The 15,751-nt window shown below is 67.6% G+C and carries 16 protein-coding genes; 13 read left to right on the forward strand and 3 right to left on the reverse strand.

Annotated elements, in window-relative coordinates:
* The first annotated feature begins 300 nt into the window (after positions 1-300).
* The 8 genes from dapF (at position 301) to hslU (ending at position 8,470) form a co-directional block, all read left to right on the forward strand.
* Entirely contained in the window at positions 301-1,170 is an 870-nt protein-coding gene (gene dapF, locus DIE04_RS14125) for a diaminopimelate epimerase (RefSeq protein ID WP_124486686.1), read from the forward strand.
* Positions 1,171-1,209: 39 nt separating this feature from the next.
* Positions 1,210-1,935, forward strand: a complete 726-nt coding sequence (locus tag DIE04_RS14130) for a DUF484 family protein (RefSeq protein WP_124486687.1) — start codon at positions 1,210-1,212, stop codon at positions 1,933-1,935.
* 13 nt (positions 1,936-1,948) lie between these two features.
* Entirely contained in the window at positions 1,949-2,869 is a 921-nt protein-coding gene (gene xerC / locus DIE04_RS14135) for a tyrosine recombinase XerC (RefSeq protein WP_124486688.1), read from the forward strand.
* A 76-nt stretch (positions 2,870-2,945) separates the two neighbouring features.
* Positions 2,946-4,160 (forward strand): class I SAM-dependent rRNA methyltransferase, encoded by a 1,215-nt coding sequence (locus DIE04_RS14140; RefSeq protein ID WP_124520553.1) that lies wholly within the window; start codon positions 2,946-2,948, stop codon positions 4,158-4,160.
* Between the two features lie 198 nt (positions 4,161-4,358).
* Positions 4,359-5,432 carry a GTP-binding protein gene (locus DIE04_RS14145; RefSeq protein ID WP_124486689.1) on the forward strand — a complete coding sequence of 358 codons (1,074 nt, stop codon included), beginning with the start codon at positions 4,359-4,361 and terminating at the stop codon, positions 5,430-5,432.
* Between the two features lie 492 nt (positions 5,433-5,924).
* A complete protein-coding gene (dksA, locus tag DIE04_RS14155; RefSeq protein WP_006477498.1) occupies positions 5,925-6,341 on the forward strand; it encodes an RNA polymerase-binding protein DksA in 417 nt (138 codons plus the stop codon).
* Between the two features lie 238 nt (positions 6,342-6,579).
* Positions 6,580-7,116, forward strand: a complete 537-nt coding sequence (gene hslV, locus DIE04_RS14160; protein ID WP_006760749.1) for an ATP-dependent protease subunit HslV — start codon at positions 6,580-6,582, stop codon at positions 7,114-7,116.
* Between the two features lie 10 nt (positions 7,117-7,126).
* On the forward strand, positions 7,127-8,470 hold the full coding sequence (gene hslU, locus DIE04_RS14165) for an ATP-dependent protease ATPase subunit HslU (protein ID WP_044847842.1): 1,344 nt from the start codon (positions 7,127-7,129) through the stop codon (positions 8,468-8,470).
* 85 nt (positions 8,471-8,555) lie between these two features.
* On the opposite strand, the gene DIE04_RS14170 is transcribed toward hslU, so the two are convergent.
* From DIE04_RS14170 to DIE04_RS14180, 3 genes are all read right to left on the reverse strand, one after another.
* Positions 8,556-9,098, reverse strand: coding sequence for a response regulator transcription factor (locus DIE04_RS14170; protein WP_044847841.1), 543 nt, complete (start codon positions 9,096-9,098; stop codon positions 8,556-8,558).
* A 13-nt stretch (positions 9,099-9,111) separates the two neighbouring features.
* The gene (locus tag DIE04_RS14175; RefSeq protein ID WP_044847840.1) at positions 9,112-10,518 is read right to left on the reverse strand and encodes an ATP-binding protein; all 1,407 of its coding nucleotides are present in this window, start codon (positions 10,516-10,518) and stop codon (positions 9,112-9,114) included.
* Between the two features lie 113 nt (positions 10,519-10,631).
* Entirely contained in the window at positions 10,632-10,856 is a 225-nt protein-coding gene (locus tag DIE04_RS14180) for a cysteine-rich CWC family protein (RefSeq protein ID WP_124486691.1), read from the reverse strand.
* A 356-nt stretch (positions 10,857-11,212) separates the two neighbouring features.
* Between DIE04_RS14180 and argB the strand changes: the two genes are divergently transcribed.
* The 5 genes from argB (at position 11,213) to metW (ending at position 15,696) form a co-directional block, all read left to right on the forward strand.
* Complete coding sequence (gene argB / locus DIE04_RS14190; RefSeq protein ID WP_006490510.1) at positions 11,213-12,112, forward strand: acetylglutamate kinase; 900 nt, start codon at positions 11,213-11,215, stop codon at positions 12,110-12,112.
* A complete protein-coding gene (locus tag DIE04_RS14195; RefSeq protein ID WP_124486692.1) occupies positions 12,109-12,900 on the forward strand; it encodes an HAD-IA family hydrolase in 792 nt (263 codons plus the stop codon). The genes argB and DIE04_RS14195 overlap by 4 nt, the downstream gene beginning before the upstream one ends.
* On the forward strand, positions 12,867-13,529 hold the full coding sequence (slmA, locus tag DIE04_RS14200; RefSeq protein ID WP_124486693.1) for a nucleoid occlusion factor SlmA: 663 nt from the start codon (positions 12,867-12,869) through the stop codon (positions 13,527-13,529). Before DIE04_RS14195 ends, slmA begins: the two co-directional genes overlap by 34 nt.
* Positions 13,530-13,945: 416 nt before the next feature.
* Entirely contained in the window at positions 13,946-15,091 is a 1,146-nt protein-coding gene (locus DIE04_RS14210) for a homoserine O-acetyltransferase (RefSeq protein WP_044847831.1), read from the forward strand.
* Positions 15,088-15,696: a methionine biosynthesis protein MetW gene (gene metW / locus DIE04_RS14215; RefSeq protein WP_044847830.1), complete on the forward strand. Its 609-nt coding sequence runs from the start codon at positions 15,088-15,090 to the stop codon at positions 15,694-15,696. The genes DIE04_RS14210 and metW overlap by 4 nt, the downstream gene beginning before the upstream one ends.
* The last annotated feature ends 55 nt before the right edge of the window (positions 15,697-15,751 follow it).

The raw sequence follows: 15,751 nt of genomic DNA on the forward strand, positions 1-15,751 counted from the left end.
TCCCGTGCGCTGGAAACGGCGCGACGCGTACCGCCGGATTCACCTGTCCCGACAACGCTCGCCACACCGCACCACCTCAATCTGCCGACTCGGTGCCCACGCGACCAGTCAGCCGATCGGCCGGCATCGCCGCGCTCCGCCGCCCGAACGGCACCCGGCGCCCCGCCCGCGCAGGACGCCCCTGTCGGCTGCATGTATCATTTGCGGTTGAGATCAGCACGACGAACGACGCCGCCCGGCATGACGGCGCGCCGCGTCCGTCGTGCCGGCCGCCCTGTTCGCCATGGAATTCCGGACCCAGTGAAACTCTCGTTCACCAAGATGCACGGCGCGGGCAACGACTTCGTCGTGCTCGACAGCTATTCGCGCGCGCTGCCGCCGCTCACCGAGGCGCAGGTGCGCGCGCTCGCCAACCGACACTTCGGCATCGGCGCCGACCAGTTGCTGCTCGTCGAGAAACCGACCGTCGACGGCGCGGATTTCAAGTACCGGATCTTCAATTGCGACGGCGGCGAAGTCGAACACTGCGGTAACGGCGCGCGCTGCTTCGTGAAGTTCGTCAGCGACCGCGGCCTGACCGACAAGCGCAGCGTGCGCGTGCAGGTGATGAAGGGCCTGATCACGTTGACGATGCAGGACAACGGCGAAGTCGTCGTCGACATGGGCGCGCCCGTGTTTGCGCCGGCGGAGGTGCCGTTCGACGCCGCGGGGCTCGACGGCCGGACGGAAGGCAACGACACGCTGTGGCCACTCGACGTCGGCGGCCACACGCGCTGGATCTCGACGGTGTCGATGGGCAACCCGCACGCGGTGCAGGTCGTCGACGACGTCGAAGCGTATCCCGTGCTCGACGAAGGCCCGCTGATCGAGCGCCACGCCCGCTTCCCGCAGCGCGTGAACGCCGGCTTCATGCAGATCGTGTCGCGCAGCGAGGTGAAGCTGCGCGTGTACGAACGCGGCGCGGGCGAGACGCTCGCATGCGGCACCGGCGCGTGCGCGGCGGTGGCGGCCGGCATCCGGCGCGGCCTGCTCGATTCGCCGGTGACCGTGCACACGCATGGCGGCACGCTGACGATCGGCTGGGGCGGCGCGCGCGACGAAGCCGCCGCGCTGATGATGTCCGGGCCCGCCACGACCGTGTTCGAAGGCGAGATCGACCTGAACGTCTGACCCTTCAACGTCCCGATAACCGAAGAACGCTCCAGCCACATGAACGATCGCGAAGTCGCCGACTACCTGCTCGCCAATCCCGAATTCTTCGCGCAACACGCGGAATTGCTCGCGACGATCCGTCTCGCGAACCCGCACGGCAAGGCCGCGATCTCGCTGCAGGAGCGGCAGATGGAGATGCTGCGCGACAAGAACAAGCATCTCGAGCGCCGGCTCGCCGAACTCGTGCGCTACGGCCACGAGAACGACAGCCTGTCCGCGAAGTTCAGCCGCTGGACCGCGCGCGTGATCGCGGAACGCGACCCGTACGCGCTGCCGCGCACGATCGCCGAAGGCATCGCCGACGTGTTCGATGTGCCGCAAACCGCGCTGCGCGTTTGGGACGTCGCCGACACCTATGCGCAGGCCGATTTCGCGCGCCAGGTCGGCGAGGAAGTGCGGCTCTTCACGAACGGGCTGTCGACGCCGTACTGCGGCGCGAACACCGGATTCGAAGCGGCCCAGTGGCTCGCGCCCGCGCTCGCGGCGCCGGCCGCGAATGCGGCGGAAGGCGCCGAAGCCGCGCCGGCCGGCGACGGCGCGGCCACGTCGGTCGCGCTGCTCGCGCTGCGTGCGCCGCTCGGCGGCACCGATGCGCCCGCGTTCGGCCTGCTCGTGCTCGGCTCGCCCGATCCGCGCCGCTTCCACGACGGGATGGCGACCGACTTCCTCGCGCAGATCGCGACGCTCGCGAGCGCCGCGCTCACGCGTCTGCTGCCGCATTGAGATCGCTCCCGCGATGACCGACGATCCGATCGCCGCCTACCTGTCGAACCTGAAACACGTCAGGCAGCTGTCGGAACACACGCTGCGTGCGTACACGCACGAACTCGACGAACTGAAGAAACTCGCCGCCGGCCGCCCGCTCGACGCGCTGACGGCCGCCGACATGCGCGGCGCGGTCGTGCGCGCACACGCGGGCGGCTTGTCCGCTCGCTCGATCTCGCACCGGCTTTCCGCATGGCGTGCGTTCTATCGCTGGCTCGCGCAGCGCGTCGAGCTGCCCGCGAATCCCGTTGCCGGGGTGCGCGCGCCCAAACGCGAGAAATCGCTGCCCAAGGCGCTGTCGGTCGACGATGCGGTCGCACTCATGGATACGCCGCTCGCCGGCACGACCGAAGGCATCCGCGATCACGCGATCCTCGAGCTGTTCTATTCGTCCGGGCTGCGCCTCGCGGAACTGGTCGGGCTCGACGTCATGTATACGCAGGCCGACGGCTACCGCTCGGCCGGCTGGCTCGATCTCGCCGAAGCCGAAGTCACCGTGCGCGGCAAGGGCAACAAGGAGCGCAAGGTGCCGGTCGGCCGCAAGGCGATCGACGCGCTGAACGCGTGGCTCGCGGTGCGCGGCGAATTCGTGAAGCACGATCCGCATCCGCTGTTCGTGTCGGTGCGCGGCAACCGGATGGCGCCGGGCGTCGTGCGCGACCGCGTGAAGCGCGCGGCGCTGGCCGCGGGCATCCCCGCCAACGTCCACCCGCACGTGCTGCGCCATTCGTTCGCGACGCACGTGCTGCAGTCGAGCGGCGACCTGCGCGCGGTGCAGGAGCTGCTGGGCCACGCGAGCGTCGCCGCCACGCAGGTCTACACGTCGCTCGACTTCCAGCATCTCGCGAAAATTTACGACAGCGCGCATCCGCGCGCGAAGAAGCGCGACTGACGCGCGTTCCGCCCTACCCGCCGCGCGCGGCGGCCGGCAACGGCCAGCGCCGTCCGCGGCCCCAATCGATCCGATCATGCAAACCGTCACACTCAGACCGTCCAAGGAAAAATCGCTGCTGCGCCGGCATCCGTGGATCTATGCCAATGCGATCGACCGCGTCGACGGCACGCCCGCCCCCGGCGCGACCGTGGTCGTGCGCGCGCACGACGGCCGCTTCCTCGCGCGCGGCGCGTACAGCCCGCAGTCGCAGATCCGCGTGCGCGTGTGGAGCTTCGACGAAAACGAGCCGATCGATCACGCCTTCTTCAAGCGCCGCGTGCAGCGCGCGGTCGCGCACCGCACGACGATGGTGTCGGGCACGGGCGCGGTGCGGCTCGTGTTCGGCGAAGCCGACGGGCTGCCGGGGCTGATCGTCGACTACTACATCGCGGACACGGCGGAGCCGGGCGCCGCGCCGCGCGGCCAGCTCGTGTGCCAGTTCATGGCCGCGGGCGTCGAGGCATGGAAGGATGCGATCGTCGCGGCGCTCAGCGGCGCGACCGGCTGCCCGAACGTGTACGAACGCTCGGACGTGTCGATCCGCGACAAGGAAGGGCTCGCGCAGACGACCGGCGTGCTCGCCGGCGACGCGCCGCCCGCTACGCTGATCGCGAACGAAAACGGCGTGCGTTATCACGTCGACGTGCCGAACGGCCACAAGACCGGCTTCTACGTCGACCAGCGCGACAACCGCGCGCTCGTCGCGCAATACGCGGACGGCCGCGACGTACTGAACTGCTTCTGCTACACGGGCGGCTTCTCGCTCGCGGCGCTCAAGGGCGGCGCGAAACGCGTCGTGTCGATCGATTCGTCGGGCGACGCGCTCGCGCTCGCGCAGCAGAACGTCGTCGCGAACGGTTTCGATCCCGACCGCGCGACCTGGCTCGACGCGGACGCGTTCAAGACGCTGCGCCGCCTCGTCGACGAAGGCGAGCGCTTCGACCTGATCGTGCTCGATCCGCCGAAGTTCGCGCCGACCCGCGACAGCGTCGATCGCGCGTCGCGCGCCTACAAGGACATCAACCTGAGCGGCTTCAAGCTGCTGCGTCCGGGCGGCCTGCTGTTCACGTACTCGTGCTCGGGCGCGATCGACATGGACCTGTTCCAGAAGATCGTCGCGGGCGCGGCTGCCGACGCGAAGGTCGACGCGCGGATCCTGAAGCGGCTCGGCGCGGGCGTCGATCACCCGCTGCTCGCCGCGTTCCCGGAAGGCGAATATCTGAAGGGCCTGCTGTTGCAAATCGTCTGATCGCCCCGATCTAGACGCACACCCGTCCGCCGGCCGTTCGTGCGCTGGCGGAACCGCGCTCTCGCCTGTCGTCCGGACGACGGGCGAGGGCTTGACAGGTATGTTTCAATGGATGGTTGTGCGCCCCGGCTCGCGAGTCGACGGCGCGACGCACACATCCTGGTTTTGACCCCGATTCACGAACCACAGGCGACCGACATGGCCACTCCCGTCACCATCCTCACCGGCTTCCTCGGCAGCGGCAAGACGACGCTGCTCAAGCGCATCCTGAATGAACAGCACGGCATGAAGATCGCCGTGATCGAGAACGAGTTCGGCGAAGAGAACATCGACAACGAGATCCTCGTCCAGGACACGAACGAGCAGATCATCCAGATGAGCAACGGCTGCATCTGCTGCACGATCCGCGGCGACCTCGCCCGCGCGCTCGGCGATCTGGCCGCGAAGAAGCGCGAAGGCAAGCTCGACTTCGACCGCATCGTGATCGAGACGACCGGCCTCGCGAACCCGGGCCCCGTCGCACAGACCTTCTTCATCGACAGCGAGATCGCCGACGATTTCCTGCTCGACGCCGTCATCACGCTGGTCGACGCTAAGCATGCGAACGCGCAGCTCGACGAACACGAAGTGGTGCAGCGCCAGGTCGGCTTCGCCGATCGCCTGTTCATCACGAAGTCGGACCTCGTCGACGACCAGGCCGTCGCGGCGCTCAAGCACCGCCTGATGCACATGAACCCGAAGGCGACGATCAAGGTCGTGAATTTTGGCGAAGCCGACATCAAGGAAATCTTCGACCTGCGCGGCTTCAACCTGAACGCGAAGCTCGAGATCGACCCGGACTTCCTCGCCGAGGACGACCACGCGCACCATCACCACGATCACGACCATGATCACGATCACGCGGATTGCGACCACGATCACGGTCAATGCGCGCACGATCACGACCACGGCCATCATCATCACGCGCACCACGACGACAAGATCAAGTCGTTCGTGTACCGCAACGACCGTCCGTTCGACCCGAACAAGCTGGAAGACTTCCTCGGCGGCATCCTGCAGATCTACGGGGAACGGATGTTGCGCTACAAGGGCGTGCTGTACATGAAGGGCGTCGACCGCAAGGTCGTGTTCCAGGGCGTGCACCAGATGATGGGCAGCGACCTCGCCGCGAAGTGGCTGCCGGTCGAGAAGAAGACCAACAAGATGGTGTTCATCGGCGTCGACCTGCCGCAGGACCTGATCACCGACGGCCTCGACGCCTGCCTCGCCTGAGCGGTCGGGCCGGTGTCGCAGGCCTTCCGTGCGGCCGCCTTCGCGGGCGGCCGCGGGGCTTGCGGGGTGCCGTTTCCGGGCAGGGTTTCGCCGTCATCGCTTTTTCGCGATTTGCGCGTTATATTTTCTAGATATTGGCGCAGCCGACGGGGATCGACCCGATACGGCGCCCGCTTGCGATTCAGTTACAATACGTGCCCGCTGGAGTACGGCAATAACAGGCCCGGTTCTTGCAGAACCATTACCCGGGCATCGCAACCGCGCCGGATCGCCCATCCGCCACCCGGCCGCGGCCGATGCGATCTGCCGCGCAGTACCGGTTCGCCGCGCGCGCAAATCCGCGCCAGGCCTGTCCTGGTATTTGAGAACCGGTTTTCCAGAGGCTTTCGGCCCCGCGACGGCAAATCGCAAATGATTGCAAGCGGCAGTTGCGGGTAATCCCAAAGTGCAGGCACTATCTCCTGATTTGCCGCACATTGAAGAAGCAAGCAGATGACGAAGAAACTCTTGACCGAAGCCGAAATCCTGAAGATGAGCGACAAGGATTACATGAATGAGGATCAGCTCGCCTTCTTCAAAAATCGGCTCGAACAGTTGCAGGCGGACATCCTCAAGAACGCAGGCCAGACGACCGAGAACCTGCGCGAGACGGTGATCGTCCCCGATCCCGCCGACCGCGCGACGATCGAGGAAGAGCACGCGCTCGAGCTGCGCACGCGCGATCGCGAACGCAAGCTCCTCAAGAAGGTTCAGCAGTCGCTCGCCCGCATCGATTCCGGCGACTACGGCTGGTGCGAGGAAACCGGCGAACCGATCGGCATTCCGCGCCTGCTCGCGCGTCCGACGGCCACGCTGTCGCTCGAGGCGCAAGAGCGCCGCGAGCTGCGCCAAAAGCTGTTCGGCGACTGATCGAGCGGCGTTCCGCTCCGACACGCTGCTTCCCGAAAGCGCGCGGCCTGCCGCGCGCTTTTTGTTTTTCCGGCACCGGTTCCCGGCCCGCCGGCCGATTTGCGTCCCCCTCTTGATATCCCGGCGCCCGCCCTAAAATGAAACGGACGCGCGCCGGGCCGCTCCCCGGCGCACTGCGGATTCACGCGGCGGCGCGTCGCGCCGCCCGACTCTTCCCCGTTTTTCTCAAGGAACGCAGATGGAGCAATTTCACGGCACGACCATCGTTTCGGTCCGGCGCGGCGACAAGGTCGCGCTCGGCGGCGACGGCCAGGTAACCCTCGGCAACATCGTCATGAAGGGTGGCGCGCGGAAAGTGCGGCGGATCTACAACAACCAGGTACTGGTCGGATTCGCGGGCGGCACCGCCGATGCGTTCTCGCTGCTCGATCGCTTCGAGGCGAAGCTCGAGAAGCACCAGGGCAACCTGACCCGCGCGGCCGTCGAGCTCGCGAAGGACTGGCGCACCGACCGGATGCTGCGCCGCCTCGAGGCGATGCTGATCACGGCCGACGCGACCACCACGCTCGTGATCACCGGCAACGGCGACGTGCTCGACCCGGAAGGCGGCATCTGCGCGATCGGTTCGGGCGGCGCCTATGCGCAGGCCGCGGCCCGCGCGCTCGCGGAGAACACCGAGCTGTCGCCGCGCGAGATCGTCGAGAAGTCGCTCGAGATCGCCGGCGACATGTGCATCTACACGAACCACAACCGCATCATCGAAACGATCGAGTAAGGACCGCCCCATGAGCACCATGACCCCTGCCGAGATCGTCTCGGAACTCGACAAGCACATCATCGGCCAGGCCAAGGCGAAGAAGGCCGTCGCGGTCGCGCTGCGCAACCGCTGGCGCCGCCAGCAGGTCGCCGACCCGCTGCGCCAGGAAATCACGCCGAAGAACATCCTGATGATCGGGCCGACGGGCGTCGGCAAGACCGAAATCGCACGACGCCTCGCGAAGCTCGCCGACGCGCCGTTCATCAAGATCGAAGCGACCAAGTTCACCGAGGTCGGCTACGTCGGCCGCGACGTCGACAGCATCGTGCGCGACCTGATCGAGATCTCGGTCAAGCAGACGCGCGAATCCGAGATGCGCAAGGTGCGCAGCAAGGCCACCGACCAGGCGGAAGACCGCATCCTCGACATCCTGCTGCCGCAGCCGCGCGCGGTGGGCTTCGGCGGCAATGCCGACCACGCGAACGACGACAACAACGCGACGCGCCAGACCTTCCGCAAGCGCCTGCGCGAAGGCCAGCTCGACGACAAGGAAGTCGAGCTCGACCTCGAGCAGCCGTCGGCCGGCATGGACATCATGGCGCCGCCGGGGATGGAAGAAATGACCGAGCAGATCCGCTCGATGTTCTCGAACCTCGGCAGCGGCAAGAAGCAGCGCCGCAAGGTGAAGATCAAGGAAGCGCTGAAGCTGCTGACCGACGAGGAAGCGGCGAAGATGCTCAACGACGAGGAAGTGAAGACGAAGGCCGTGCAGAACGTCGAGCAGAACGGCATCGTGTTCCTCGACGAGATCGACAAGATCACGTCGCGCAACAACGAAGGCAGCGGCGGCGAAGTGTCGCGCCAGGGCGTGCAGCGCGACCTGCTGCCGCTCGTCGAGGGCACGACGGTCAACACGAAGTACGGGATGGTGAAGACCGATCACATCCTGTTCATCGCGAGCGGCGCATTCCACCTCGCGAAGCCGAGCGACCTGATTCCCGAACTGCAGGGCCGCTTCCCGATCCGCGTCGAGCTCGACTCGCTGTCGGTGAAGGATTTCGAGGCAATCCTCGTCGCGACCGATGCCAGCCTCGTCAAACAGTACCAGGCGCTGCTCGCCACCGAAGACGTGCAGCTCGAGTTCGCCGAAGACGGCATTCGCCGCCTGGCCGAAATCGCGTACGCGGTCAACGAGAAGACCGAGAACATCGGTGCGCGCCGGCTCTACACGGTGATCGAGAAGCTGCTCGAGGAAGTGTCGTTCTCGGCCGGCAACCACGCCGGCGAGCGCGTGACGATCGATGCGCAGTATGTCGACCGTGCGCTCGGCGAAGTGTCGCAGGACGAAGACCTGTCGCGCTACGTGCTGTAACGCGCGCGGTGGCGAATGCGAAACGGGCGGCTCCTTCGGGGCCGCCCGTTTTCGTTGGGGCGGCCGGCCGCTGCCGCCGCACCGCTTACTGGCGCACCGGCTTCTTCGCGAGCTTGCGCTGCAGCGTGCGGCGGTGCATGTTCAGCGCGCGCGCGGTTGCCGAAATGTTGTTGTTGTTCTCCGCGAGCACGCGCTGGATGTGCTCCCATTCGAGCCGGTCGACCGACAGCACGACCGGATTCTCGAGCGCCTCGTCGGCCTGCACTTCGCTCGCGTTGGTCTGCAGCGCGGCCAGGATCGACTCGATGTTCGCCGGCTTCGCGAGATAGTTGTCGGCGCCTTCCTTCACGGCCTGCACGGCGGTCGCGATGCTCGCGTAGCCGGTCAGCACGAGAATCCGCGCGTCGGGCTGCAGGTCGCACAGCGGCGCGATCAGGCTCAGCCCCGAATCGTCGCCGAGATGCAGGTCGACGGTGATGAACTGGAACTTGCCGCCGGCCGCGAGCCGCAGCGCCGCCTCCTTGTCGTGCGCCTGCTGGACCGCGTAGCCGCGGCGCTCGAGGCCGCGCGCGAGCGTGCCCGCGAACACCTCGTTGTCGTCGATCACCAGGAAATTGTTCTCGCTCATGTGGTTTCTCCGTCTACGTGTTGGTTGAGGCGGCCGGCGCCGTGACGCGCGCCACCGGCAGGCGCAGCACCGCGCGGGTGCCGCGGCCGGTGACGCCAGCCGGGCGGCTGTCCGGCGCGGCTGCCGCTCGTTCGCTCGCGCGCTGGCCCGACGCAGCAGCGGCGTGACCGTTCGCACCGCCACCCGCGCGCCCGTTGCCGCCCGCCGCGCGCGGCGTGACATCGGACAGCTCGACCTCGCCGCCGAGGCGCGCGGCCGCGCTGAACGCAAGATACAGGCCGACCCCGTGCCCGCCCTGCGTGCTGTCGACCGGCATCGCGCCGAGCGATTCGCGCAATGCGGCCGGAATGCCCGGGCCGTCGTCGCATACTTCGAATTCGATCTGGTCGCCCGCCCGGTCGTTGTGCGCGAGCTTCGCGGCCAGCGTCACGCGGTGCGGGCTCGCCCGCGCGGCATTGTCGAGCAGGATCGTCAGGATCTGGCCGGCCGCGACCGTGTCGTCGAGCGCGACGCCAGACGGGCGCGCACCCAGCAGCTCGAACTGCACGTGCGGATGCCGCAGGCGCCAGTGCTCGACGAACGTGTCGAGCCAGTCATCCACCGGCTGACGGCTCGCCGGCGCGCTCGCGCGGCTGCGCAGCCGCGCGAGCGCCGACGTGCAGAGCGTCATCTGTTCTTCCAGCACCTTCAGGTCGCCCTCGTAGCGCGCGAGCCCCGGATCGGCGCGGGCCGCATCGCGCAGTTCCTCCGCGAGCATCGCGATCGTCGACAGCGGCGTGCCCATCTCGTGCGCGACGGTGGCCGCCTGCACGCCGAGCGCGACCGCCCGCTCGTCGCGCAGCAGGTGCGCCTGCGCCTCGCCGAGCGCCGCATCGCGCTGGCGCAGCGCGTTCGACATGCGCGCGACGAACCATGCGATCAGCCCGACGCTGACCATGAAGTTCGCCCACATCCCGGTGCGGTAGTAGTCGAACAGGTTCGCCGGGTTATCCATGTTGAGCGGCACCGAATCGAAGCCGAGCGCCGCGTAGCACGCGACCGCGAACGCCGCGAGCCAGATCATCAGGTGCCACGGCAGCACGGCCGCCGCGATCGCGAGCGACGGCAGGTACAGCGACACGAACGGGTTGGTCGTGCCGCCCGACAGGAACAGCAGCGCCGACAATGCGCCGAGGTCGACCCACAGCTGGCCGAGCAGCTCGAAATTGGTCTCGGGCCGCGCGCGCAGCACGCGCACCCAGGTCAGCGCGTTGAAAACGATTTCGAGCGCGATGACCATCAGCATCGCCGGCAGCGGCAGATGCACGCCGAAATAGGTCTGCACGACGCCGATCGTCACGAGCTGGCCGATGATCGCGAGATTGCGCAGCCAGAACAGGTGACTGAGGTTGACGCGCCCGGTGGTGGTGATTCGTTGCATCCGAGCAGTTTACCCGTTTAGCGCCCGGCGCCTCTACCGGGGGCCGGATCGGTGGGGACGAACGGAGCACCGGGCGAGCCGGCGTCGCATCGGGTTGCACGGGCCGGCAACCGTCAGCCGGCCGCACCGGTCATGCGTTGCGCGATCTCGTCGGCGAGGCACTCCGGACAGCGGCAACGCGTACCGGCTGCCGACGGCGCGCCGCCGGGCAGGGCCGGCATCGATGCACACCAGCACTCGAACGGCTGCGTGCCGGCGCCGCAGTCGAAGCCGCGCCCGCAGTGCGGGCAACGCGCTCGGCGCGGGGTCGAACGGGCGGCGGCGGCGGAATCGGTCATGGCTCAAGCGTGAAAGCGGGCATGCACGTCGCCCTACGCGACAAGCATAGCGCGGCGCACGGATTTTGCACGTCTGCCGTCCGGCCGATGCGTGCCGCCGACACCGCGCCGCACGCGGCGCACGTCGCCCCGCTCGCGCCGCCGGCGCGGGGGTCGGCGCAGGGTTCGGCGTGGGGTTCGGCGTGGGGTTCGGCGCAGGGTCCGGCGCAGGGTCCGGCGCCATGGCCGACGGGCCGCCGCGCGTGGCGCCGGGCCCGCGCGATCGGCCGTCCGGCCAGCCCAAAAACCCGATGCTGCGCTGCGCCACTCCTGTACAATTCGCCCTGTTTCAACCGTTCCCAGCCAGAGCCGCCGCCATGTCCGAGCCCATCGACCTCTCGCAGATCGCCCCCACGCTGAAGGCAGAAATCCTCGCCGAGGCGCTGCCGTACATCCGCCGCTACCACGGCAAGACCGTGGTGATCAAATACGGCGGCAACGCGATGACGGAAGAGCGGCTCAAGCAGGGTTTCGCGCGCGACGTGATCCTGCTGAAACTGGTCGGCATCAATCCGGTGATCGTCCACGGCGGCGGCCCGCAGATCGATCATGCGCTGAAGAAGATCGGCAAGGCCGGCACCTTCATCCAGGGCATGCGCGTCACCGACGAAGAAACGATGGAAGTCGTCGAATGGGTGCTGGGCGGCGAAGTCCAGCAGGACATCGTGATGCTGATCAACCACTTCGGCGGCCATGCGGTGGGCCTGACGGGCAAGGACGGCGGCCTGATCCATGCTCGCAAGCTGCTGATGCCGGACCGCGACAATCCGGGCCAGTACATCGACATCGGCCAGGTCGGCGAAGTCGAGGCGATCAACCCGGCGGTCGTGAAGGCGCTGCAGGACGACGCATTCATCCCGGTGATCTCGCCGATCGGCTTCGGCGAGGACGGCCTCTCATACAACATCAACGCCGATCTGGTCGCGGGCAAGCTCGCCACGGTGCTGAACGCCGAGAAGCTGCTGATGATGACCAACATCCCCGGCGTGATGGACAAGGACGGCAACCTGCTGACCGACCTGTCGGCGCGCGAGATCGACGCGCTGTTCGAGGACGGCACGATCTCGGGCGGCATGCTGCCGAAGATCTCGTCGGCGCTCGACGCGGCGAAGAGCGGCGTGAAGTCGGTGCACATCGTCGACGGCCGCATCGAGCACTCGGTGCTGCTGGAAATCCTGACCGAGCAGCCGTTCGGCACGATGATCCGCTCGCATTGAGCGCGCGCCGCAAGACCACCCGCCCCGACCTGCCGGCGTCGCTGCGACGCCGGCGCATCTCCCGCAGCCGGCCGCGCGCCGGCTCGCCTGTCTGGCTGTTCGATCTCGACAACACGCTTCACCACGCATCGCACGCGATCTTCCCGGAGATCAACCGCGCGATGACGCAATACATCATCGACACGCTCCACGTCGGGCGCGTCGAAGCCGATCGCCTGCGCACCGGCTACACGCAGCGCTACGGCGCCGCGCTCCTCGGCCTCACGCGCCACCATCCGATCGATCCGAACGACTTCCTGCGGGTCGTGCACACGTTTTCCGACCTGCCCGCGATGCTGCGCGCCGAGCGCGGCCTTGCGCGCATCATCGCCGCGCTGCCGGGCCGCAAGTTCGTGCTGACCAACGCGCCCGAGAACTACGCGCGCGCGGTGCTGCGCGAGCTGCGCATCGAACGCCTGTTCGAGCGCGTGATCGCGATCGAGCACATGCGAGACCGGCGTGCGTGGCGCGCAAAGCCCGATCACACGATGCTGCGCCGCACGCTGCGCGCCGCGCACGCGCGGCTCGCCGACGCGATCCTCGTCGAGGATACCCGCAGCCACCTGAAGCGCTACAAGCGCCTCGGCATCGGCACCGTATGGATCACGGGCCACCTTCCGGGTCATCTGCCGAACATCGGCCGGCCGCATTATGTCGACCAGCGCATTCGTTCGTTAAAATCGCTGCGACTGGGCACACGATCGGGGCGACAAAAATGCAGCCGACTTACCCGCAGGACCAAGCCGTAACGGAAGACCAGGCCACGCCGTCCCGCCCGCGCCCGAAGCCGGGCGAGCGGCGCGTGATGATCCTGCAGACGCTCGCCGCGATGCTGGAGGCGCCGAAGCCCGAAAAAATCACGACGGCCTCGCTCGCGGCCCGGCTCGACGTGTCGGAAGCCGCGCTGTACCGGCACTTCTCCAGCAAGGCGAAGATGTACGAAGGGCTGATCGAGTTCATCGAGCAGGCGCTGTTCGGCCTCGTCAACCAGATCGTCGCGAAGGAGCCGAACGGCGTGCTGCAGGCACGCACGATCGCGCTGACGATGCTCAATTTCGCCGCGAAGAACCCCGGCATGACGCGCGTGCTGACCGGCGAGGCGCTGGTCGGCGAGGACGAGCGGCTCACCGAGCGCGTGAACCAGCTGCTCGACCGGATCGAGGCGACCGTCAAGCAGTGCCTGCGGGTCGCGCGCACCGAATCCCAGGCGCCCGACGGCGCGGCGCCGTTCGTGCTGCCGGCCGATTACGATCCCGCCGCGCGCGCAAGCCTGCTCGTCAGCTATGTGATCGGCCGGTGGCATCGCTTTGCCAAAGGCGGGTTCCAGAAGCCGCCCGGGGAACAGGCCGATGCGCATTTGCGGCTGATTCTGCAGTGACGCGCGCTTCCATCCGACTCGGCACGACCGGACAAGTGAGCCAGCGCTTCTCGATATCGGCCAGCCTCCGCGCGGAAGGCAACCTGTCCGACTACTCGGTGGCCACGGGGCAATTCACGGCAAAGTACCGCTGCTGGTAACGGGCCAGCGGGCCGCACGCCCCGATGCAATCCGCCTCCGGCGGAATTCCGCTATACTTTGCCGACTTGCCGCCCCCTTGGCGGCAGGCCGGAAGCGCGCCGATTTGCTGACTCGATTGCGGGCGCGCGAACCGGCCGGGGCCTTGACGCGTCGATGCGTCGTTCCCCGGCGGTTCACTACAAATGCGGCTAAAGAGGTCGTCAGCCGCGCACCTTCGACTCCGCGCCTCGCCGACACCATTTAGCCGCCCAGTCATATGGCATAAGGCGGAACGAATGGAATCGATCGGCATCGTCGCTCCACAGACCATGCACTTCGCCGAACCGCTGCGCTTGCAAAGCGGCAGCGTGATCGGCAACTATCAGCTCGTCGTCGAGACGTACGGCGAGCTCAACGCCGCGCGCTCGAACGCGGTGCTCGTCTGCCACGCGCTCAACGCGTCGCACCACGTCGCCGGCGTCTACGCGGACGATCCGCGCAGCACCGGCTGGTGGGACAACATGGTCGGCCCCGGCAAGCCGCTCGACACCAACCGCTTCTTCGTGATCGGCGTGAACAATCTCGGGTCGTGTTTCGGCTCGACCGGCCCGATGAGCATCGATCCGTCGACCGGCAAGCCGTACGGCGCGCGCTTCCCCGTCGTCACCGTCGAGGACTGGGTGCACGCGCAGGCGCGCGTCGCCGACGCATTCGGCATCGAGCGCTTCGCCGCCGTGATGGGCGGCAGCCTCGGCGGGATGCAGGCGCTCGCGTGGAGCCTGATGTATCCGGAGCGCGTCGCGCACTGCATCGACATCGCGTCGACACCGAAGCTGTCCGCGCAGAACATCGCGTTCAACGAGGTCGCACGCTCGGCGATCCTGTCCGATCCCGACTTCCACGGCGGCGACTACTACGCACACGGCGTGAAGCCGAAGCGCGGCCTGCGCGTCGCGCGGATGATCGGCCACATCACGTACCTGTCCGACGACGACATGGCCGAGAAATTCGGCCGTGCGCTGCGCCGTGCGGACGGCGCGCTCGACGCGTACAACTTCAGCTTCGACGTGGAGTTCGAGGTCGAGTCGTACCTGCGCTATCAGGGCGACAAGTTCGCCGACTACTTCGACGCGAACACCTATCTGCTGATCACGCGCGCGCTCGACTACTTCGATCCGGCGAAGGCGTTCGACGGCAACCTGACGGCCGCGCTCGCGCACACGCAGGCGAAATACCTGATCGCGAGCTTCTCGACCGACTGGCGCTTCGCGCCGGCGCGTTCGCGCGAGATCGTGAAGGCGCTGCTCGACAACAAGCGCACGGTCAGCTACGCGGAAATCGACGCGCCGCACGGCCACGACGCGTTCCTGCTCGACGACGCGCGCTATCACAACCTGCTCCGCGCGTATTACGAACGAATCGCCATCGAGGTGGGGGCATGAACCAGCAAGCACTGAATTCCCTGTCCGCCCGCGCGGACTTCCGCGCGATCGCCCGCTGGGTCGAACCGCGCGCGACCGTGCTCGACCTCGGCTGCGGCGACGGCTCGCTGCTGTCGCTGCTGTCGGAAGAACTCGACGTGTCCGGCTACGGGATCGAACTGAACGACGCGGGCGTGCTCGCCAGCGCGAAGAACGGGATCAACGTGATCCAGCAGAACCTCGAGGACGGCCTGCGCCTGTTCGAGGATCACAGCTTCGATTTCGCGATCCTGTCGCAAACCCTTCAGACGATCCACCAGACGGCCGCGATCCTGCGCGAAACCGCGCGCGTCGGACGCGAATGCATCGTGTCGTTCCCGAACTTCGGCTACTGGGCGCACCGGTTGTCGGTGCTGCGCGGCCGGATGCCGGTGTCGAAGTCGCTGCCTTACCAGTGGCACAACACGCCGAACGTCCGGGTGCTGACGATCAAGGATTTCGAGGCGCTCGCGCCCGAAGTCGGCGTCACGATCCTCGACCGCATCGTGCTGCACGAAGGCCAGCCGATTCGATGGGGAGCGAACTGGCGTGGTAGTCTTGCTGTCTATCGCGTCAAGCGCAGCTGAGCCGGGGGGCCGTTGACGGACGCCGACGGCCCGCACGCACGTACGGCCGCGCTCC

The sequence above is a fragment of the Burkholderia sp. Bp8994 genome, from assembly GCF_003853805.1.
Taxonomy (GTDB): domain Bacteria; phylum Pseudomonadota; class Gammaproteobacteria; order Burkholderiales; family Burkholderiaceae; genus Burkholderia.